Below are 18,558 nucleotides of genomic sequence, written 5' to 3' on the forward strand. Positions count from 1 at the left end.
GTGATAGCCGTGATAGCCATTGCGGCTAATGACCCTCACCCCCCTTGTCGCGCAACAGCGCGCGCAGATTGGCAATACCGACCTGGGCTTTTTGCTGCCGCTGTTCGGCGCTCACCTCGCGTTTATCCCCTTCCCACTCCAGATCGTGCTGCGGTAGCTCCAGCAGAAAGCGGCTCGGCTCCGGACGCACCGATTCGCCGAACTGACGTCGCTCTTTGCACAGGATAAACGTCAGTTCGCTCTGGGCGCGGGTGATGCCGACATAGGCCAGCCGCCGCTCCTCATCGACATTGTCCTCGTCGATGCTGCTCTGGTGGGGCAGCAGCCCCTCTTCCATGCCGATCAGAAACACGTATGGAAACTCCAGCCCCTTGGAGGCGTGCAGCGTCATCAGCTGCACCTGATCGAGCTCAGCCTCCTCTTCATTGCGTTCCAGCATGTCGCGCAACGTCAACCGGCTGACCACTTCGTTCAGCGTCATCGGCTCAGTGCCTTCGGCCGGATCCCCCTCCAGCATGGTGGTGACCCAGCGGTAGAGGGTCGAAACGTTCTGCATCCGCATCTCGGCGGCCTTCGGGCTGGGCGAGGTTTCGTACAGCCACTCCTCGTAATGAATGTCGCGGATCAGATCGCGCACCGTCTCGATGGTGTTGCCACGTACCGCCTGATCGCCGAGGCGCACCAGCCAGTCGCAGAAGTGGCGCAGCGCCGCCAGGCCACGGCCATGCAGTACCTGCTCCAGACCGAGCTCGAAACTGGCGGCAAACAGGCTCTTGCCGCGCTCGTTCGCGTAGTGGCCGAGTTTTTCCAGCGTGGTCGGGCCGATCTCGCGGCGTGGCAGGTTGACCACCCGCAAGAAGGCGTTATCGTCATCCGGATTCACCAGCAGGCGCAGGTAGGCCATGATGTCCTTGATTTCGCTGCGGGCGAAAAACGAGGTGCCCCCGCTCAGGCGATAGGGGATGCGGTTCTGCATCAGCACCTTCTCCAGCAGCCGCGACTGGTGGTTACCCCGATACAACACCGCATAGTCGGCCCAGCGACTGCGGTTCATGAAGCGGTGACCCATGATTTCCGCAGCGACACGCTCGGCCTCGTGCTCTTCGTTGCGCGCCGCCAGCACCCGCACCGGCTGACCATAGTCGAGCTCCGAGAACAGCTGCTTGTCGAAGACGTGCGGGTTGTTGGCGATCAGGATGTTGGCACACTTGAGGATGCGCCCCTTGGAGCGGTAGTTCTGCTCCAGCTTGATCACATTCAGGCTCGGGAAATCCTGCTGCAACAGCACCAGGTTCTGCGGCCGCGCGCCGCGCCACGAATAGATTGACTGGTCGTCGTCCCCCACCACGGTGAAGCGGGCGCGCTGGCCGACCAGCAGCTTCACCAGCTCGTACTGGCTGGTATTGGTGTCCTGATATTCGTCGACCAGCAGGTACTGGATCTTCTGCTGCCAGCGCTCACGCACTTCGGCGTTGGTCTTCAGCAACAGTGTCGGCATCAGGATCAGGTCGTCAAAGTCCAGTGCATTGTACGCCGTCATCTGGCGCTGGTAGCGCTCATACAGCAACGCCAGCTGCTGCTCTTCGCTATCCCGAGCCCGCTTCAGCGCAACCCCGGGCAGTACCAGATCATTCTTCCAGTTGGAGATGGCGTTCAGCAGGCGGCCGAGTTGCTCCTTGTCGCCCTGCAGTTCGGTCTCGGTCAGCTCCTTGAGCAGCGCCATCTGGTCCTGGTCGTCAAACAATGAGAAGTTGGCCTTCAGGCGCAGCGCCTGATGCTCCTTGCGGATGATGTCGAGCCCGAGCGAGTGGAATGTGGAAACGATCAGCCCTTTTAGCAGCTTGCGATCCAGCGTCTGCGCTACCCGCTCCTTCATCTCTCGTGCCGCCTTGTTGGTGAAGGTGACGGCGCAGATGTTGCGCGCCGCATAGCCGCAGCGCTGGATCAGGTAGGCAATCTTGGTGGTGATGACCCGCGTTTTGCCGGATCCGGCACCGGCCAGCACCAGACAGGGCCCGGAGACAAACTCCACCGCCTGCTGCTGTCGCGTGTTCATTTTCATCACCCACTCCTCACTGAATAAAACGGCTGATGATTGTAGCAAAAAGTCCTGCCGTAAGCGCCTTGGGTAAGGTCATGTAAAGAGGGTCAATCTCTCACCATGGCGACCGATAGCCAGCTGTCCATGGTGAAGAACGCAAGGAGATGAAGATGCAAATCGGTAGCAGTGTAAGCACGCTCGCCAGCACCCTGACCAGTGCAAGCCAGAGCGTCTCGCAAAGCAGTACGCCTGACAGCAGCACCAGCAACACCAGTAGCAGTCAAAGCAGCAGTGATGTGGTCACCCTCTCGGCCGAAGGCAAGGCCATGCAACAGGCTGATGCCGCCAAGAGTAGCGCCAACGGCGCCAGTAGCAGTACCAGCAGTGAAGACGAGATCACCGAGTTGGAGGAAAAAATCGAGAAACTGGAACAGCAGATCGCAAAACTGGAGCAGGAAAAACAACAACTCGAGCGCCAGCAGCAACAAGGCACAGCGGCGACAGATGACAGCACGCTGCAGCAGTTGGACAGCCAGATAAGCCAGCTGAGCCGGACCCAACAGCAGTACCAGCAGGAGCTCGAAACGCTAGAAAACAGTGCTAGCTGATCACAAACTCACCTCATCGATGGTGCGGACTGACCCGCTCGCCAGTCCGCCGATGCGGCGATACGCCCATTGCCTTGCATCCAGGTTTTGCCGATCATAGAGATAACGCTTCTATACCGGATCGATGCCCGAGCATGCTCTCCACCACCCAACTGACCGAACTGCGCGCCTGCTTTCCCGCACTGCATCAGAACATTAACTGTAACCAGTTGATTTATCTTGATAATGCTGCCACGACGCAAAAACCGTTAGCTGTGCTTGAGGCCATGGACCACTTTTACCGCACCGACAACGCCAACGTTCACCGCGCCGCCCACACGCTGAGTGCCCGCGCCACCACGGCGTTCGAGGCGGCACGCGAACGGGTGCGGCGCTTTCTCAATGCCGCCAGCAGCGACGAAATCGTCTGGACCCGAGGCACGACAGAGGCGATCAACCTGGTGGCAGCCAGTTGGGGAGGCAGCCAGCTGCGAGCTGGCGACGAAATCCTGCTGTCGACGCTGGAGCATCATGCCAACATAGTGCCCTGGCAACTGCTCGCCGCCCGTACCGGAGCCGTGATCCGCGTGATCCCGCTGACCGCGGCCGGTACCCTCGACATTGCCGCCGGTCTGGCGCTGATCGGCCCACGCACCCGCATGCTGGCTATCAGTCAGGTCTCGAACGCCCTTGGGGTGATCAATCCGCTCGGTGAGCTCTTGGCTGCCGCCCGCCACGTCGGCGCCCTGACACTGGTGGATGGCGCCCAGGCGGTCGGCCACCTGCCCGTGGATGTCCAGGCCCTCGGTTGCGATTTCTACACCTTCTCCGGCCACAAGGTGTATGGACCGACCGGTATCGGCGTGCTGTATGGCCGCCGCGACGTGCTCGAAGGCATGCCCCCATGGCAAGGCGGTGGCGAGATGATTCGCCACGTCAGTTTCGCCGGCAGCACCTGGAATCGCATCCCGCTGCGCTTTGAGGCCGGCACGCCGCCCATCGCCGAGGCCATCGGGCTGGCGGCGGCGCTGGAGTTTATCGCGACCCTGCCCGTCGGCTGGCGTGAACATGAGGCACGGTTGCGCGATCGGCTGCTGGCCGGTCTCGCCGCCTTGCCATTTGTCGAGGTGCTGGCTCCCACCGCCGAGCGGGTCGGGGTAGTGTCACTGCGGCTGGGCGATATCCACCCTCAGGATGCCGGTGAGCTGCTGGATCAGATGGGGATTGCCAGCCGCGTCGGCCACCACTGTGCCATGCCGCTGATGCAGGCGCTGGGTGTGGAGGGCACCTTGCGACTGTCGCTGGCCCTGTACAATACCGAGCAGGAAGTCGACGCCGTACTGGCGGCGCTGGCCCGCTTACCCGATTTTTTCTGAGCCGAGGAGCCCGCCAGATGACCGATCACACTGCCTTTTTACGTCAGCACCCGCTAGGACAGGCGGATTTGAACGCCGACAGCGTGCTGGCGCGGTTCCGTCAGGCCGGAGCCTGGGAGGCGCGCTACCGCGAGCTGATCCTGCTCGGCAAACAGCTGCCGGCGATCCCGCTGGACTGGCGCGGCGAGGAACAGGAGCTGGCCGGCTGCGAGAGCCAGGTATGGCTGCTGGGCGAACAGGATGACGAAGGTATCTGGCACTTTGCCGCCGACAGTGAAGCACGCATCGTCCGCGGCTTGCTGGCGGTCGTGCTGGCAGCGCTAAATCATCACAGCGCCGCCGCGATTCAGCAGTTCGATATCGAGGCCTACTTCGACGCGCTGCAGTTGGCCAAACACCTGAGTCCGTCGCGCGGCAATGGCTTGCGCGCCATGGTAGATGCGATCCGCGAGCGCGTTTCCGCAGCGACAGACATCACTTAATTTAATGAAAAATAACAAAAAATATTGCTGATGCCCGCTAATTTACTATGCTGGTCGGCCAACAAAATACAAGGATAAAACGATGCTCTCCCAATTCAAAACTCCCCTGCTGCTACTCAGCAGCCTGGCGTTGTGTGCCTGCTCGGCGGTGACACAACTGAGTTCAACCCAGAGCGATGCGACCATCACCATCAAGGAAGGCAAACACTCCGGGAACCCACGCAGCGAGACATTGAAAACCACCAGCTTTGGCAACTACGAGTTCAAGGTCGAACAGCCACAGGGCAAAGTCCTGTACGGGGTGTTGCCGCTGAAATTCAATGGCGGTTATCTGGCGGCCGACATTCTGTTCTTCGCACCCGCGGCCTTCTTCAATCTGCGCGAAGTCTATCCATATTACGAGTTCGATACCGAGAAAGGCGTCGTCCGCTACAAGAACAAACCTCAGGACTCCTGGCTGGAATATGCCCCCCTGGCGGCGGAATCCGAGCGCGCTAAAGCCTACTTCAACGCCAAGCCATAAGGTTGGTGTGCCAAGGACCATTAACCAGATGTCCAAGGGCCAAGACCCTGCACTCAAGGAACAGGCTGCAAGGTTGTCCGTACCAACAGGCCGTCAACCCCTCATGGGGCCCGATGGCGGCATTCTTGCCGCCATCGGTTGGATCAATGGGAACAGCACCTGCCTGTCTGCTCACCATTCGGCTGTGGGCCGCTATCGTCACGCATAGCAGCAGCCTCAATCACACCAGCGGCGGAAGATCAGAGAGGTATTGATGCCGCCAAACGCAAAGTTGTTCGACATCAGGTACTCCACCGCCAACTGCCGTCCCCCGGCCTCAAGATGGTCCAGTTCGGCACAGGCGCTATCTGGCTGTTGCAGATTCAATGTCGGGGCAAACCAGCCATCACGCATCATCTCGATGCCCAGCCAAGCCTCGATGGCACCACAAGCCCCGAGGGTATGACCAAAATAGCTCTTCAGTGACGAGATAGGTGTCCGGTTGCCAAAAATGGCATGGGTGGCGTGACTCTCGGCGATATCGCCACGATCGGTAGCGGTACCATGGGCGCTGATATAGCCAATCTGCTGCGGTTGCAATCCGGCTTGGTCGAGCGCCATTTGCATGCAGATCTGCATCGTCTCCTTCTGGGGTTGTGTCACATGGGCGGCATCACAGTTGCTGGCATAGCCCACCAGCTCGGCCAGAATGGTCGCCCCGCGCTGTCGGGCATGCTCCAGCTCTTCCAGCACCAGCGAGCCGGCCCCCTCACCGATCACCAGCCCATCCCGGGCCGCATCAAACGGTCGCGGTGAGGCCTGCGGCTGATCGTTCATCTGGCTGGTTGCAAACAAGGTATCGAACACTGCCGCCTCGGACGGACACAACTCTTCGGCGCCACCGGCCACCATCACCGTCTGGTAACCGTGGCGGATCGCCTCGGCCGCGTAGCCAATGGCCTGACTGCCGGAGGTACAGGCGCTGGAGGTCGGAATCACCCGGCCCTTGAGCCCGAAGAACAGGCCGGCATTGACCGCCGTGGTATGGGGCATCATTTGCACATAGGTGGTGGCGGTAATCTGTTCCGTGGTCTTTTCGTTGAGCATATGGCCAAACGCCGAGATCGGAGCCGTACTGCCGGTCGAAGATCCGTAGGCAATTCCGGTACGGCCATCGGTGAGCACAGCACAGCCCAGCAGACCGGATTGTTGCAACGCCAGTTCGGTCGCGACGGTCGCCATCTGCGAGACCCGGCCCATGCTGCGGGTCTGCTTGCGGCTGTAATGCCCTGGCAGCGAGAAATCCGCTATCGGCGCCGCCAGGCGGGTATTGAGGCCCTGATAAGCCGCCCACTCGGCCATATGGCGCACCGCATTGCGTCGCTGTTGCATCTGCTCACGGATTAGAGGCCACTGCTGGCCGAACGCTGTCACACCGGCCATACCGGTCACTACGACGCGCTTATTCATCTGTTGGTTCCTTTTGCTCGACGACTCATACCATGCCGCCGTTGATCGAAATGACTTGCCGGGTCACGTAAGCGGCAATGTCCGACATCAGGTAACTGACCAGTCCTGCGACCTCTTCGGCCTGCCCCATCCGCTGCAACGGAATCAGCTTCATCGCCTCATGCTGGATCTCTTCGGCCACCATACCGGTATCGATCAAGCCCGGAGCCACGCAGTTGACCGTAATCTTGCGCTTGGCCAGCTCCAGCGCCAAGGCCTTGCTGGCGCCGATGATGCCGGCCTTGGCGGCGCTGTAATTCACCTGACCGCGGTTGCCCATGACCCCGGATACCGAGGAGAGCGTGACGATACGGCCACCGCGGCGTGCCGCTATCATCGGCATCACGCAAGGCTGCAGCACATTGTAGAAAGCATCGAGATTGGTATGGATGACCCCGTCCCAATCATCATCGCTCAGCGCCGGAAATGCCGCATCGCGGATGATGCCGGCATTGCTGACCACCCCGTAGTAGGCACCATGCTGCTCGATATCTGACTCCAGTCTCTGCCGGCACTGCTCGCGGTCGGCAATGTCGAAGCAGAGCAGACGGCCATCACGACCGCTACGCTGCACCTGCTGTAGTGTCTGCTCCGCGCCCTGCAGATCCGAATGATAATGCACCACGATGTCGAAGCCATCCGCCGCCAGACGGCAGGCAATCGCCCGACCGATACCCTTGCTGGCCCCGGTGACCAGTACTTGTCTTTGCATGACTAGGCTCTTCCTAATAATTGGCTTAACGCGTCCGGTTCCGGCTGCAGCGTACTCAGCCGTGCCTCGGCAACCAACTGTTGTTCCGCAAACAGACGGCATTCAAAACTGCTCAGACCGCCATCCTGCATCAACTGCTCCACTTCGATGCGCAGCAGGGTGCCGGCCTTCAGCAACGGCTGGTGACTGACATATTGACGGCAGCCAAGCAGCAGGCCGATTCGGGGCGGTTGTTGTTGTTGCCACCCCCGGTACCCCGCCCAGGCCGCGACGGTCTGGGCCATCAACTCGATGCCGACCCAAGCCGGCACGTCGCCATTCTCACGGCTAAACAGCGCCAGACGCGGTCCGACCCGCACCTGACAACAGGCTCGCTCACCCTCGACCCAGAGCAACTCATCCAACAACAGCATGGGACTGGCGTGGGGCAACAGACTGGCTACTGACGGCATCATGACGCCACCCCACGGGCAAACAGCAGGCTGACGTTATTACCGCCAAAGGCAAACGAATTCGACAGCACCCAGGGCCGGGCCAGCGGCGGGGATCCACACAGCAAACCAATCGGCGCCAACTCGGGATCGACGGTGGCCGGGTGCGACCACTGCGCCGGCAGCGATGCCTGCCCGGTCAACAGCAACCAGGCGATCGCCGCCTCGGTCGCACCGGCGGCGCCGAGTGTGTGCCCGGTCAACTGCTTGGTAGAACTGCATGGCACCTGATCGCCAAACAGACGATAGACGGCGGCGGCTTCCATGGCGTCGTTTAACCGGGTGCCGGTACCATGCAAGTTGATATACCCCACCGACTGAGGAGCAACCCCGGCCTGCAGCAAGGCCATCCGCATCGCAGCTTCGGCCCCAGTTCCTTCGGGGTGAGGAGCCGAAATATGATAGGCATCCGATGACTCCCCTGCACCCACCAGGGCCACCGTACCCGGCTCTCGCGTCAGCAGGCACACAGCGGCCCCTTCGCCGATATTGATGCCGTCGCGTTGTGCAGTAAACGGCGCACAGGTATCGGTCGCCAGCGACTCCAGGCTGTAAAAACCGTTCAGCGTCAACTCGCACAACGAGTCGGCCCCGCCGACGATCACCGCGTCGGCCAACCCGGACAGCAGCAGACGCTGTGCCGAAATAAAGGCGCGCGCACTGCTCGAACAGGCGGTCGAAACCGTGTAGGCCGGACCACGGCTTCCGATCAGGGCCGACACACACAGCGCCGGCGCTCCAAGCTCCTGCTGTTGATAACCATAGCCTGGCAGCGCAGCACCTGACTCGGCGGCGGCCAATGCCGCCGTGCCTTCATCAATGCCTGACGTACTGGTGCCCATCACCACGGCCACCCGTTCTGCGCCGAAGCGGGTCAGCGCGCTCGTAATCTCATTCTCTATCTGGCTTAACGCCGCCAGCAGCAAGCGGTTATTACGCGTCGCGTGCCCGGCCAGCGCAGGTGGCAACTCCGGCAAGGCCGCCGCGACGGCACCGACCCGGACCCGGCGACCATCGTGCAGCGGCGTGTGATGCCACGCCAGCGGCGACGGTCCCTGCAAACCTGCCGCGACCTGGCTCGCCCCGACGCCCAGCGCATTGATCATACCCATGCCATGGATATAACAAGGTGCGACGCTCATTGCGTTCCTCCTGTGGGAACCGGCTGGCTTGCCAGGGTTCGTAACGTCAATTGATAGCCAAACACATGCTGCGTCAAGCGGCACGGCTCGGCACCGCTTGGGGTCGTGCAATAGTGGATCTCGGTCACCAGCTCGCGCGCCGGATTGCGCAACAGCCGCTGACCGTTGTGCTCGACCAGGGTCCAGCCGCGGGGCAGCGTCGCTTGCCAACTGGCCAGCGGCCAATACGCCAGCATCACGTCAGCCAGCACCTGGGGGGCCGGCGGCAAACTCGAAGCCAGATTGGCCAACCCGGGCAGTTGTGCACTGTGTACACCGCTGTGGTCATAGTCAATCTGAAACAGCCGCACGCCCATCGGGGTCAGGCCAATCAGCCGCAGACCCTGCTGCTGTGCTGTCAACACCGTCATCAGACTCTGGCCATCGTGTGTCGAACCGGGCAGCGAGACCGTGAGCAGCTGCTGACGATATTGCAGCGGTGCCGGCCAGGGAGTCGGCAACGGGGTCCAGGTCTGCCGATCCAGTGCCGCGACAGGAGGCTGTTGTGTCGAGCAGGCAACAAGTCCCGCCAGCAATAAGGCTAATACGTGTCGCAGGCTCATCCTCGGCTTGCCTCCTCTCTCTGCGTCGCACGCGGTAACGCCAGCGGGGCCAGCAGAAACGACACCAGCACGCCGACACTGAGAACCAGGCCGAAAGAGGCAATCGCCTGGGTATGGCTGAAGGCCAGCAAGCCAAACGCCAGCTGGGTTGTCAGATTGGCCAGCAAGATCGCCAACAGGGTGGCGACCCGCCGCTCGCGCGCCGCCTCACCCTGCGGCTCGTCGGCACTACAATGCGCGAAGAAGAGACCGTAATCGACGCCGATGCCGAACACCAGGCTCAGCGCCAGCAGGCTGAACAGCGTAAACGGCATGCCGACCATGCCCAGCACGGCGGTCGCCAGCAGCAGTGCCAGCCCATTCGTCACCAGTATTCGCAACGTCGGCCGCCAGCCGAGCCGGTAGCACATGAACAGCCCCGATAACAGAATCCCGGCGCCCAGCAACGCTGCCAGCAACATGCGGTAACGCGCAAACAGATCACTCCAGCTCTGACGTTTATCCTGCCAGTGCACATCCGTCAGGCCGGCCGTCGCCTGCTGCAGTGCCAGCGCATCCTGTACGCCCTGCACCGGGACCAGCAGCGCTACCCGCTCGCCCTGTTGCAGCCACAACAAGCGCCACCCCTGACTGACCGGACTGGCCAGCCATGCCTGCGGCGTCAACGGCTGAAACGGCGGCATGGCGGCGCTTGGCTGGTCCCCGTGCGGCAAGCCCTTCGCCACCTGGTCCGCCATCTGCGTCAAGGCCTGATAGCGAGTCTGCTGTCTGGCCTGCGACGGCAAGGCGGTCACCAGATTGCGATAGTCAGCGATGACACCCTGGCGCTTCAGCGTTGCCAGCACGCTCTCCAACTGCTCGGCGCGTTGCAGCGTCTGTTCGGCCGAAGCCGCGGAGACCAGGAAACCGCTCAGCTCACTGCCCTGTCCGGTCAGATGGGCAATCTGCTGCTCCTGGCGCTGCAACTCGGCGGGCAACGGCTGCAGACGCCGCACATCATCATCGACCACCAGCTGGCTGATACCATACATCGCCGGTAACAGCAGCAGCAACGGCGCGCCACGCCGTAACAGGCGACTGCGCTGCCACAGCGCCAGCCAGGCCTCCATCCAGCTGCGCGCCGGCAGCGGCCGCCGCGTCATCTGGCCCACCAGTCCCGGCATCCAGCAGAACACAGTGATGAACGAAGCAAGCAGGCCGGCCAGCGAGAATACAGCCATCTGCTGCAGTCCAGGAAACGGCGCCAGCCACAGCAACAGGTACCCCAACAACGTGGTCAGCAGCGCCATTAGCAGCGGCCGCCACAGGCGCACCGCCGTTGCCCAGGGCGCCTCATCCGGATGCAAACGACGCTCACTGAGATAATGCAGCGAATAATCATCCGAGATGCCGATCAGGCTGCTGCTGATCACCAGCGTAAACAGATGGATCTGGCCAAAACAGAGCAGCACGGCCAGCAAGCCGGCCACCAGCCCGACCCCCAGCGGCAACATGCACAACCACAATGGGCGCAAGCCGCGAAAGGCCCACCAGATCACCAGCATGACGCCGAGCAGGGAACCAAGGCCGATGGTCGAGATATCCGCCTTGGCCAGCTCGGCGGCATGTTCACTGTAAAACAGCGTGCCCCGTTGCAGCAGCATGGCGCCAGGGAAGCGCTGTACCAGTTGCTGCTGCAACTGATCCAGCGCCGTGACCAGCCGATGGCTGCGCGTCAAATCGAATGCAGACCCTGCCAGCTCGGTGCGCACCAGATACCAGTCACGCCCCGCCTCATCCTTGCTCACCAGCCAGCCCTGCTGCATACGCAAGGAGCCCGACGCCTGGCCACTCACCATCTGTCGGGTCAGCAGCAAGGGATCCTGCTGCCACTCGCGGGCGGACACACCGGCAAACGGCGAGTAGATCTGTCCCTGCACCCAGTGCAACCAGGCCGCCGCTCCCTGTTGCAGCCGCGCCTCGATGGCCGGATTAGCCAGCTGATAACGGTACTGGGCATAAAACTGCCCCCAATGTTGCGGTAACGCCGGATCGGCCCCCACCAGATGCGTCAACCCGTCCAGCTGCTGCAACTGCTGTTGCCACCAGGCCGCCGCCTCGGCGCCTGCCGGCGCATGGACCAGCCACAACAGTTGGCGGTCGATGCGTTCGGCCATCGGTGCCTGCCATGCCGCCAGGGGCGTATCGGCCTCATCGTGCGGCAACAGCGCCAGCACGCTGCTGTTCACCTGTGCGGTGGGCAGCCGCCAGGCCAGCAGTGCCATCATCAGCACCACCAGCAGCAGCCAGCCCCAGCCCAACCAACGCCAGCGCCGCTGCAAGCGATCAGTGGAACAGTTGCCGCTCAGCATCACTCAGCTCCGTCGGTGTGGTTTGGCAGTCATGAAAACGGATGTGCGTCTCGCCCCCCTGGCGATCGACGATCAACAGCGCTTGCAGGTGCTGTTGCCCCGTCAGTACCAGCCGGCTGAATACCTGATCGAGCGGCGCTTGCCGGGGCTGTAACTGCAACTGCCAGTCGGGTGATCCTGTGGTCAGCGTCAGCGTGAAGGCCTGCTCCAATGCCGCCCGGTCCGCGGCAAACAGACTGAGCATCAGGCGCGAGAACTCAAACAGCTGGGGTTGTTGCTGCGGCGTCAACACTTCGGCAGCCTGCCCCTCCAGCTGTTGTTCGAAGCGCTGTTGATTCAGACGCAGCGTCATCGCAAAGGGCTGCTGCTGTTGCCACCAGAGCCCGAGTTGCCGGTCAAACAGCATGCGTCCAGATGAGCGCAACGGGACATCCAACCCGGCCAGCGCGCGGGATTGCTCGAATTGACAGCGTTGCACCTGTGCCGCGGTCAAGCGCGCCTGCAACGCCTCCATCGTCAATGGCGAATCGGCCTGCGCGCAAACGGGCCAACAGAGCAGCCACAGCAGCCACCTCATACGGCCACCCCCAGGTGCTGCAGCAGGATCTGTGGTGACACCCACTGCATTTCGCCGGATGGCATCGCCACCGCCACCTGAATCGTGTAGCCCTTGCTGGCCCGGACACCGCTCTCGGCATCCAGAATCTGGTAGTCGAGCCGCAGGCGGTTTTCATACTCGGTCACGCTGACACAGACCCGAATCAGTTGATCAAAACGCAGCGGTGCGATGAATTTCAAGCGGGTATCGATCACCGGCCAGGCATAACCTGATGCCTCCATCTCGCGATAACCGTACCCGATCTGCCGCAGCAGTTCGCAGCGCGCCTGCTCCAGGTAACGGTAATAGTTGCCATGCCAGACCACGCCCATGGCATCGACATCATGAAAGGGGACCCGCAACACCAGCTCGGCGTGTGGCAAACGGCGCTCATCCATGACCCACCTCCGCATACAGAGGCCACGCCTGCTGCTGGATCGCCGCCACCAGCTGCCGCAGTTCGGCCTCCAGCGGCCGATCCTCCACCAGAGGCGGGCTCACGCCGCGAACGGCATCACAGGTTGCCTGCAGGGCTGCGGGCAACGGTGCGGCATCGGCTTGTAACGCCCGCCGCAACTCCACCCCCTGGACTCCAGCCAGCAGACAGGCGGCGGCAACTTGTTCGCTCAGCTGCAGTACCCGCAGGCAATCACGGGCAGCAATGGTGCCCATGCTGACCTTGTCCTGGTTATGGCATTCCGTCGAACGCGAAAAGATGCTGGCCGGCAGCGTCTGCTTCAAGGCCTCAGCCGTCCAGGCTGAAACGCCGATCTGCACCGCCTTGAAACCATGATTGATCGCACGCCGCTCACCGTGCGCACCACTGAGGTTGCCCGGCAACCCCTTGTTGAATTTGCTGTCGACCAGTTGCGCCAGCTGGCGATCCAGCAGATCGGCGAGGTTGGCAATGGCCGTCTTCATGCTGTCCATCGCCATGGCAATGTGACCGCCGTAGAAGTGACCACCATGCATCACATGTTCTTCATCACCATCGATCAGTGGATTATCGTTGGCGCTATTGAGCTCGTTCTCGATCAGTTGTCGCCACCACGGCAGGCTGTCAGCCACCACGGCGATGACATGGGGTGCGCAACGCAGCGAATAGCGGTCCTGCAACCGATCACTGTGTCGTGGCAACGTCCCCGCCGCCAGGTCATCGCGCAACCAGGCGGCAATCTGCTGCAGGCCGGGATGCGGTTTGGCCGCAAACAGCCGGGCATCGAAGTGGAACGCGTTGCCCGCCAGCGCCTCACACATCAGGGCCGTAATGCGCGTCGTCAGTTGCATCAGGTACTCGCACCGCTGGAAAGCCAGGCAGGCCAGCGCCGTCATGACCGAGGTACCGTTCATCAGCGCCAGTCCCTCCTTGGGGCGCAGCACCAGAGGAGCGATGCCCAGCTCGCGATAGACGTGTGCCGTCGGTTGCAACTGCCCGGCGCGATATAGCTCCCGCTCGCCGACCAGCACCGCCGCCACATACGAGAGCGGCGTCAGGTCGCCACTGGCCCCCACCGACCCCTCCTCCGGGATCCGCGGGATCAGGTCTTGCTGCAACAACCAGCACAGCCGCTGCAACAACTCGGGGCTGACACCGGAGACCCCTTGGGCCAGTGAACAGAGTCGGGTCGCCAGCACGGCTCGCCCGGCCTCAAGCCCGAGATCGGCCCCCAATCCGCAACCATGAAACCGGGTCAGGTGCAGCGGTAACTCCGGCACCAGATGCGCAGGCACAGGCCGTGTCACCGAATCACCGTATCCGGTCGTGACACCATAGATATGCCCTTCCTCGGCCAACAGGCGATCGAGGAATGCCGCCCCGCGCGCGATACGGGCCATAAAACCGGCGTCGTCAGAGAGCCGGGCCTTGGCACGCCCCTGGGCCAGGGCACATACCGCTTCAATTGTCAGGCGGCCATCACCAAAGGTGACCGTCATCGAGGAGTCATGCTGAGTCGTCATCGGAGAGTTGCCAAAAGTCGTAGAAATTGAACCAGTCCAGAGGAGCCTGCAGGCAATAATGCTCCAGGCGGTCGGCGTAGCGTTGTACCAGTTCGGCCAGCACCGCTTGCCGGGCCTGCCGCGGCAGCTGAATCGGCGCCGAGAAGGGCTCGAAGAATACCTCGAACCGGCCACCAATACGCAAACCGAATAACAGCGAGACCGGGACACCCAATACCGCCGCCAGGGCAAACGGCCCCTGCGGAAACGGAGCCTGGGCATCAAGAAAGCGGGCCTGTATCACCCGCCGCTCCTGGGTAGCCGAGGTGCGATCGCCCACCATCACCACCCACTCACCGGCATCGAGCTTCTGCTTCAGCTGCATGGCGGTCTCGGGACCGAGATCCTGCACACAGATCAGGTTCATTCGCACCGCCGGGTTGGCACTGGCCAGCAGTCGATTGAAACGTTCGGCGTGGCGGGTAAACACCAGCGCATTGATGGTGACCTCGCCAAATGCGGTTCCCAGCGCGCGGCACAACTCCAGATCGCCGAGATGAGAGCCGAGAATCAGCTGGCCACCGCCATGCTGCAGGCAATCCTGATAGTGCGCCTCACCGTGGAAACGGATCTGGTCACGGCCAATCTCGCCGCGCCAGCCGGCCAGCTTGTCGAGCATGGCTTCACCAAAGCGCACGAAATGGTGCCAGCTGCCCTTGTCGGCATCCGGCAGCACCAGTTGGCGGCGTCGTGCCACCGCGCGGACCCGGGACAGATAGACCTGACTGGCGCGCCGTTGACGCACACCGGTCAGCCAGAAATAGGTGATGACCGGATACAGCAGGCACTGGAAGCCGCGGCGGCCAAAACGATCATAACTCCAGCGCATCAGACGCAACCCCCACTCGGCCCCCCGCTCCGGCGTCCGCGACCAGTGGCGCCGTCGCCACCAGCGTTGCGGCCAGCCAAGCAACCGCTCCGTCACCAGACGGGTGTGCATCCAGGAGATGCGCAGGTTATCGCGCCAGACATCGAAATGGGACAGGCCATTCGCGGGGTAATGCACCCGGGTCGGCAGAAAGCGCACCGGCACGCCGGCCCAGTAGAGGCGGACCATGATCTCAATATCAAAATCCATGCGCAGCCCGGGCTGCACCTGCTGCAACAGCGCCATCACCGCGGCCAGCGGGTAGACGCGATATCCGCACATGCTGTCCTGGATCTCCAGGCTGGCTGTCTCAATCCAAACCCAGACATGAGTCAGATAGCGACCATAGCGCCGCCCAGCCGGGGCAGAAGCATCATAAACTGGTGCGCCGGAAATCAACGCCTGCGGTGTTTGCTGTGCCAGCGCCAGCAATGCCGGCAGATCACCGAGGTCATGCTGGCCATCGGCATCCAGCTGCAAGGCATGGCTGAAACCGAGCGCTGCCGCCTGCTGCAAACCGGTGATAACGGCAGCGCCCTTACCGCGGTTGACGGCATGGCGCACCAGCTGCAAACCGGGGTAGCGAGCCGGCAGACTGTCGAGTAATTCAGCGGTCATGGCATCGCTGCCATCGTCCACGACGATGCAGGGCAGCTGCAGCAGAGGGTGGGACCTTGCCAGCGCCTGCAACGTGTCCAGTAATGCAGGCCCATGGTTATAACAAGGGATCAGCAGGCAGGGGGTGAACGGCGGCGCGGTCGTCAACACAGGCGCACCCTCCCCGAACTGGCCTGGGCCTCATCCAGTCGATAGGTGAAAAGCAACCGTTGCCGCGTCGGCTCCCAGCACAGATCAAGCTCGACATGCTGACCAGGACGCAACGGCTGCTGGAACTTGATCACCTCCATGCCGGCAAACTCGCCCTGTAAACCCAGCTCTGTGGTGGCCAGATGCAGGGCGATATGCAACTGTGCCACCCCAGGCAGTAACGGAGCCTCGGGAAAGTGCCCGGCAAACCAGACCAGGTCCGGCTCCAACCACAGCCGCAGGCGCAGCCCCCCATCCGGCAGCGACTGCCGGGCCGCGACCACCGGCCAGCGGCGGATCTCAGCACTCAATGGCGACATCGAATAACTCCTTGAGCACGGCATACGGCCGTTTGCCTTGCGAATTGACCGGCATTGCACTCAGGCAGCGCAGACGTCGCGGCAAGGCGACCGGTTCAAGCCAGGGCCTGAGTGCCTGTCGCAGTTGCAACAGCAGACGTCCCTCACCCAGGGTCGCATGCAGCCGCCAGCCCTCTGCCGACGGGATCAGCACGGCACCCAGACAGCGGCGCCCGCCAATCTCGAGCGGTACCACGGCAGCCTCGGCGATCCAGGGCACAGCGCGCAGCCGGCGTTCGACCTCATCCAGCGAGATGCGCTTTTCGGCCAGCTTGATGACGCGATCGGCCCGCCCCAGCAACCGGAACCCATTCTCCTGCCAGACCAGTCGATCCGACAGCGCCCAGCGTTGCCCGGCCGGCAAGAATGGGGAGGTCAGCCACCAGGTTTCCGCAGCATCCACACTCAGCGTCAGGCCGGGTAACAGCATCCAGTCACTCCCATGTTGCTGACGCCAGGCAATGCCGCCGGTCTCACTGCTGCCATAGAGTTCAACCGGGGATAAACCGAGACAGCGCTGGCTCAGTGCCGCACCTGACGCCGAAAGCGGCCCGCCAGAGGAGACCAGCCAGCGGGCGCCCGGACAGGATAGGTCGGGGTCAAGATGTTCCAGAAACGCCGGAGAGGAGATCAGCGCCCAGGGACGCATCAGTCCCCGGACGGCGGCCTGCAATTGCTCTGGGGTAGTGCACGTCGCTGCCGCCAAGGGTAATCCAAGCCGCAGCGGTAGCAGGATGCGAAACAGCAAACCGTAGATGTGCTGCTGGCTGACCGTCGCCAGGATCACGGCACCAGCCAGCGCATCCGCCCAGAGTCCGGCCTGAATCTCTACCTCGGCGAGCAGCTCCCGCTCCTGTTTCAGGATGGCCTGCGGTACCCCCGTCGAGCCCGAGGTGAACATCAGCACCGACAGCGGTGCCGGCCAGGGTGTCGTCGGCGCCGCCGATAGCGGCGCGGCCATCACGGCTTGCCAGTGACATACCGGAAAGGAGAGCACGGCCGATGACCAGTCACCATCCACCAGCAGCGCCTCTATGTATGGCGCTTGCTCTTCCAGCCCGGCTGGGCGGCGGTGGCCAGGCAATACGGCGACGCAACCCGCCATGCCACAGGCCAGCAGGGCGACGGTGAAGGCGTAGGCATCATCAAGACACAGTGCCCAGTGCCGGGCCGGGTGCGCCGCCAGCCAGCCGGCAAGGGTCGCCACATCGGCACGCAACTGCCCGGCAGTAACATACTGCTGCCCGCACCAGGCCACCTCGGCCCCTGCCGGCAGCGTATCCAGCCGTTGCTCCAGAGTTAGTGACATGAGCGCTCCATATCGTCGATGCGCGCCCGAACCCGGCGGCGAACCAGATACTCGCCCGCCATCAGCAACGCCATCGCCAGATAGCTGATCACGCCGTTGTACAGGCTCCAGTAGCGCATATCGCCGAGCCAGATCGTCCAGCCGGCCACAGCGCCGTTGAGCAGAAAAAACAGGCACCAAACTTGGGTGACGCGACGCGTATAGCCTACCGCCGCCGCAGGCAAGGCAGGCTCCTGCCAGCGAGCGATGCGCTCAACCACCGTCATCGGTTGCCATAAACTGATAAAGAACAGCGCGAAGCCCAGGCCATTCACCAGCACCGGATACCATAGCAACCACTGCGTCTGCTGATGCCACCAGACCAGCAGGCACAGCAGCAGGCCGAGGCCGGCGACCGCGCGCAGCCCCTGCCCGGGCACAGGCGTGGAACCAGATGCCAGAATCAGCCGCATGGTGAACCCCAGGCTCAGCACTAGCAGCGCCGGCAACAATTGCTGGTGCGTCACCCCCCACCACACCAGCAGAGGGTAGAGCGCCAGCACCAGTGCGGCCAACAGCACACACAGGCGCCGCATCAGGCATCCGCGAGCAGTTGCGTTACCGCATCGACCACGTCGCCGACGGTACGCACCGTCTTGAACTCTTCGGGACGAATCTTCTTGCCGGTCAGTTTTTGCAAGCGCACTACCAGATCGACGGCATCAATGCTGTCGAGCTCCAGATCCTGATACAGGTGTGCCGTCTCGGTAACCGATGCCGCATCCAGCTCGAACAGCTCTACCAGTGCCAATTTCACCTGTTCAAATACCGCTTCACGTTGCATG

At 62.6% G+C, this 18,558-nt stretch carries 19 protein-coding genes; 4 read left to right on the forward strand and 15 right to left on the reverse strand.

Translation table 11 applies throughout. The features are described from left to right. Positions 1 to 25: 25 nt before the first annotated feature. A complete protein-coding gene (rep, locus tag ACFOSS_RS08725; RefSeq protein WP_377151923.1) occupies positions 26 to 2,062 on the reverse strand; it encodes a DNA helicase Rep in 2,037 nt (678 codons plus the stop codon). 149 nt (positions 2,063 to 2,211) lie between these two features. Here rep and ACFOSS_RS08730 point away from each other — a divergent pair, with 149 nt between their 5' ends. The 4 genes from ACFOSS_RS08730 to ACFOSS_RS08745 all read left to right on the forward strand — a co-directional run bounded on the left by ACFOSS_RS08730 (position 2,212) and on the right by ACFOSS_RS08745 (position 5,009). Next, a complete protein-coding gene (locus ACFOSS_RS08730) occupies positions 2,212 to 2,649 on the forward strand; it encodes a hypothetical protein (protein ID WP_377151924.1) in 438 nt (145 codons plus the stop codon). Between the two features lie 134 nt (positions 2,650 to 2,783). Further along, on the forward strand, positions 2,784 to 4,004 hold the full coding sequence (locus ACFOSS_RS08735) for an aminotransferase class V-fold PLP-dependent enzyme (RefSeq protein ID WP_377151925.1): 1,221 nt from the start codon (positions 2,784 to 2,786) through the stop codon (positions 4,002 to 4,004). Between the two features lie 17 nt (positions 4,005 to 4,021). Beyond that, positions 4,022 to 4,486 carry a cysteine desulfurase sulfur acceptor subunit CsdE gene (csdE, locus tag ACFOSS_RS08740; RefSeq protein WP_377151926.1) on the forward strand — a complete coding sequence of 155 codons (465 nt, stop codon included), beginning with the start codon at positions 4,022 to 4,024 and terminating at the stop codon, positions 4,484 to 4,486. Positions 4,487 to 4,568: 82 nt separating this feature from the next. Further along, a complete protein-coding gene (locus tag ACFOSS_RS08745; protein ID WP_377151927.1) occupies positions 4,569 to 5,009 on the forward strand; it encodes a hypothetical protein in 441 nt (146 codons plus the stop codon). Positions 5,010 to 5,225: 216 nt separating this feature from the next. Here ACFOSS_RS08745 and ACFOSS_RS08750 read toward each other — a convergent pair whose 3' ends face one another. The 14 genes from ACFOSS_RS08750 to ACFOSS_RS08815 are packed head-to-tail and all read right to left on the reverse strand — an operon-like array spanning position 5,226 to position 18,557. Continuing rightward, positions 5,226 to 6,458, reverse strand: a complete 1,233-nt coding sequence (locus tag ACFOSS_RS08750) for a beta-ketoacyl-ACP synthase (RefSeq protein ID WP_377151928.1) — start codon at positions 6,456 to 6,458, stop codon at positions 5,226 to 5,228. Between the two features lie 25 nt (positions 6,459 to 6,483). Beyond that, positions 6,484 to 7,209, reverse strand: a complete 726-nt coding sequence (locus ACFOSS_RS08755; protein ID WP_377151929.1) for a 3-ketoacyl-ACP reductase FabG2 — start codon at positions 7,207 to 7,209, stop codon at positions 6,484 to 6,486. Between the two features lie 2 nt (positions 7,210 to 7,211). Then, positions 7,212 to 7,664, reverse strand: coding sequence for an ApeP family dehydratase (locus ACFOSS_RS08760; protein WP_377151930.1), 453 nt, complete (start codon positions 7,662 to 7,664; stop codon positions 7,212 to 7,214). Then, a complete protein-coding gene (locus ACFOSS_RS08765) occupies positions 7,661 to 8,842 on the reverse strand; it encodes a beta-ketoacyl-ACP synthase (protein ID WP_377151931.1) in 1,182 nt (393 codons plus the stop codon). The genes ACFOSS_RS08760 and ACFOSS_RS08765 overlap by 4 nt, the downstream gene beginning before the upstream one ends. Continuing rightward, complete coding sequence (locus tag ACFOSS_RS08770; RefSeq protein WP_377151932.1) at positions 8,839 to 9,444, reverse strand: DUF3261 domain-containing protein; 606 nt, start codon at positions 9,442 to 9,444, stop codon at positions 8,839 to 8,841. Before ACFOSS_RS08770 ends, ACFOSS_RS08765 begins: the two co-directional genes overlap by 4 nt. Then, on the reverse strand, positions 9,441 to 11,795 hold the full coding sequence (locus ACFOSS_RS08775) for an MMPL family transporter (RefSeq protein ID WP_377151933.1): 2,355 nt from the start codon (positions 11,793 to 11,795) through the stop codon (positions 9,441 to 9,443). Before ACFOSS_RS08775 ends, ACFOSS_RS08770 begins: the two co-directional genes overlap by 4 nt. Continuing rightward, the gene (locus ACFOSS_RS08780; protein ID WP_377151934.1) at positions 11,770 to 12,372 is read right to left on the reverse strand and encodes an outer membrane lipoprotein carrier protein LolA; all 603 of its coding nucleotides are present in this window, start codon (positions 12,370 to 12,372) and stop codon (positions 11,770 to 11,772) included. The genes ACFOSS_RS08775 and ACFOSS_RS08780 overlap by 26 nt, the downstream gene beginning before the upstream one ends. Then, a complete protein-coding gene (locus tag ACFOSS_RS08785) occupies positions 12,369 to 12,791 on the reverse strand; it encodes an acyl-CoA thioesterase (protein ID WP_377151935.1) in 423 nt (140 codons plus the stop codon). The genes ACFOSS_RS08780 and ACFOSS_RS08785 overlap by 4 nt, the downstream gene beginning before the upstream one ends. Continuing rightward, positions 12,784 to 14,352, reverse strand: a complete 1,569-nt coding sequence (locus ACFOSS_RS08790) for an HAL/PAL/TAL family ammonia-lyase (protein ID WP_377151936.1) — start codon at positions 14,350 to 14,352, stop codon at positions 12,784 to 12,786. Before ACFOSS_RS08790 ends, ACFOSS_RS08785 begins: the two co-directional genes overlap by 8 nt. Next, positions 14,336 to 16,027, reverse strand: coding sequence for a glycosyltransferase family 2 protein (locus tag ACFOSS_RS08795; RefSeq protein ID WP_377151937.1), 1,692 nt, complete (start codon positions 16,025 to 16,027; stop codon positions 14,336 to 14,338). Before ACFOSS_RS08795 ends, ACFOSS_RS08790 begins: the two co-directional genes overlap by 17 nt. Further along, entirely contained in the window at positions 16,021 to 16,386 is a 366-nt protein-coding gene (locus tag ACFOSS_RS08800; RefSeq protein WP_377151938.1) for an ApeI family dehydratase, read from the reverse strand. The genes ACFOSS_RS08795 and ACFOSS_RS08800 overlap by 7 nt, the downstream gene beginning before the upstream one ends. Further along, a complete protein-coding gene (locus ACFOSS_RS08805) occupies positions 16,367 to 17,734 on the reverse strand; it encodes an AMP-binding protein (RefSeq protein WP_377151939.1) in 1,368 nt (455 codons plus the stop codon). Before ACFOSS_RS08805 ends, ACFOSS_RS08800 begins: the two co-directional genes overlap by 20 nt. Beyond that, positions 17,725 to 18,309: a COG4648 family protein gene (locus ACFOSS_RS08810; RefSeq protein WP_377151940.1), complete on the reverse strand. Its 585-nt coding sequence runs from the start codon at positions 18,307 to 18,309 to the stop codon at positions 17,725 to 17,727. Before ACFOSS_RS08810 ends, ACFOSS_RS08805 begins: the two co-directional genes overlap by 10 nt. Then, positions 18,309 to 18,557: an acyl carrier protein gene (locus ACFOSS_RS08815; protein ID WP_377151941.1), complete on the reverse strand. Its 249-nt coding sequence runs from the start codon at positions 18,555 to 18,557 to the stop codon at positions 18,309 to 18,311. Before ACFOSS_RS08815 ends, ACFOSS_RS08810 begins: the two co-directional genes overlap by 1 nt. Between the last annotated feature and the right edge of the window lies 1 nt (position 18,558).

The organism is Pseudaeromonas sharmana (genome assembly GCF_042649925.1).
GTDB classification, from domain to species: Bacteria; Pseudomonadota; Gammaproteobacteria; order Enterobacterales; family Aeromonadaceae; genus Pseudaeromonas; species Pseudaeromonas sharmana.

Bases quoted from the DNA above. Each gene is read 5' to 3' on its own strand.
- ACFOSS_RS08765 (WP_377151931.1), bottom strand. From the start codon at position 8,842: ATGAGCGTCGCACCTTGTTATATCCATGGCATGGGTATGATCAATGCG.
- ACFOSS_RS08730 (WP_377151924.1), top strand. From the start codon at position 2,212: ATGCAAATCGGTAGCAGTGTAAGCACGCTCGCCAGCACCCTGACCAGT.
- ACFOSS_RS08805 (WP_377151939.1), bottom strand. From the start codon at position 17,734: ATGTCACTAACTCTGGAGCAACGGCTGGATACGCTGCCGGCAGGGGCC.
- ACFOSS_RS08775 (WP_377151933.1), bottom strand. From the start codon at position 11,795: ATGCTGAGCGGCAACTGTTCCACTGATCGCTTGCAGCGGCGCTGGCGT.
- ACFOSS_RS08810 (WP_377151940.1), bottom strand. From the start codon at position 18,309: ATGCGGCGCCTGTGTGTGCTGTTGGCCGCACTGGTGCTGGCGCTCTAC.
- ACFOSS_RS08760 (WP_377151930.1), bottom strand. From the start codon at position 7,664: ATGATGCCGTCAGTAGCCAGTCTGTTGCCCCACGCCAGTCCCATGCTG.
- ACFOSS_RS08815 (WP_377151941.1), bottom strand. From the start codon at position 18,557: ATGCAACGTGAAGCGGTATTTGAACAGGTGAAATTGGCACTGGTAGAG.
- ACFOSS_RS08800 (WP_377151938.1), bottom strand. From the start codon at position 16,386: ATGTCGCCATTGAGTGCTGAGATCCGCCGCTGGCCGGTGGTCGCGGCC.
- ACFOSS_RS08745 (WP_377151927.1), top strand. From the start codon at position 4,569: ATGCTCTCCCAATTCAAAACTCCCCTGCTGCTACTCAGCAGCCTGGCG.
- ACFOSS_RS08790 (WP_377151936.1), bottom strand. From the start codon at position 14,352: ATGACGACTCAGCATGACTCCTCGATGACGGTCACCTTTGGTGATGGC.
- ACFOSS_RS08750 (WP_377151928.1), bottom strand. From the start codon at position 6,458: ATGAATAAGCGCGTCGTAGTGACCGGTATGGCCGGTGTGACAGCGTTC.
- ACFOSS_RS08785 (WP_377151935.1), bottom strand. From the start codon at position 12,791: ATGGATGAGCGCCGTTTGCCACACGCCGAGCTGGTGTTGCGGGTCCCC.
- csdE (WP_377151926.1), top strand. From the start codon at position 4,022: ATGACCGATCACACTGCCTTTTTACGTCAGCACCCGCTAGGACAGGCG.
- ACFOSS_RS08735 (WP_377151925.1), top strand. From the start codon at position 2,784: ATGCTCTCCACCACCCAACTGACCGAACTGCGCGCCTGCTTTCCCGCA.
- rep (WP_377151923.1), bottom strand. From the start codon at position 2,062: ATGAAAATGAACACGCGACAGCAGCAGGCGGTGGAGTTTGTCTCCGGG.
- ACFOSS_RS08780 (WP_377151934.1), bottom strand. From the start codon at position 12,372: ATGAGGTGGCTGCTGTGGCTGCTCTGTTGGCCCGTTTGCGCGCAGGCC.
- ACFOSS_RS08755 (WP_377151929.1), bottom strand. From the start codon at position 7,209: ATGCAAAGACAAGTACTGGTCACCGGGGCCAGCAAGGGTATCGGTCGG.
- ACFOSS_RS08770 (WP_377151932.1), bottom strand. From the start codon at position 9,444: ATGAGCCTGCGACACGTATTAGCCTTATTGCTGGCGGGACTTGTTGCC.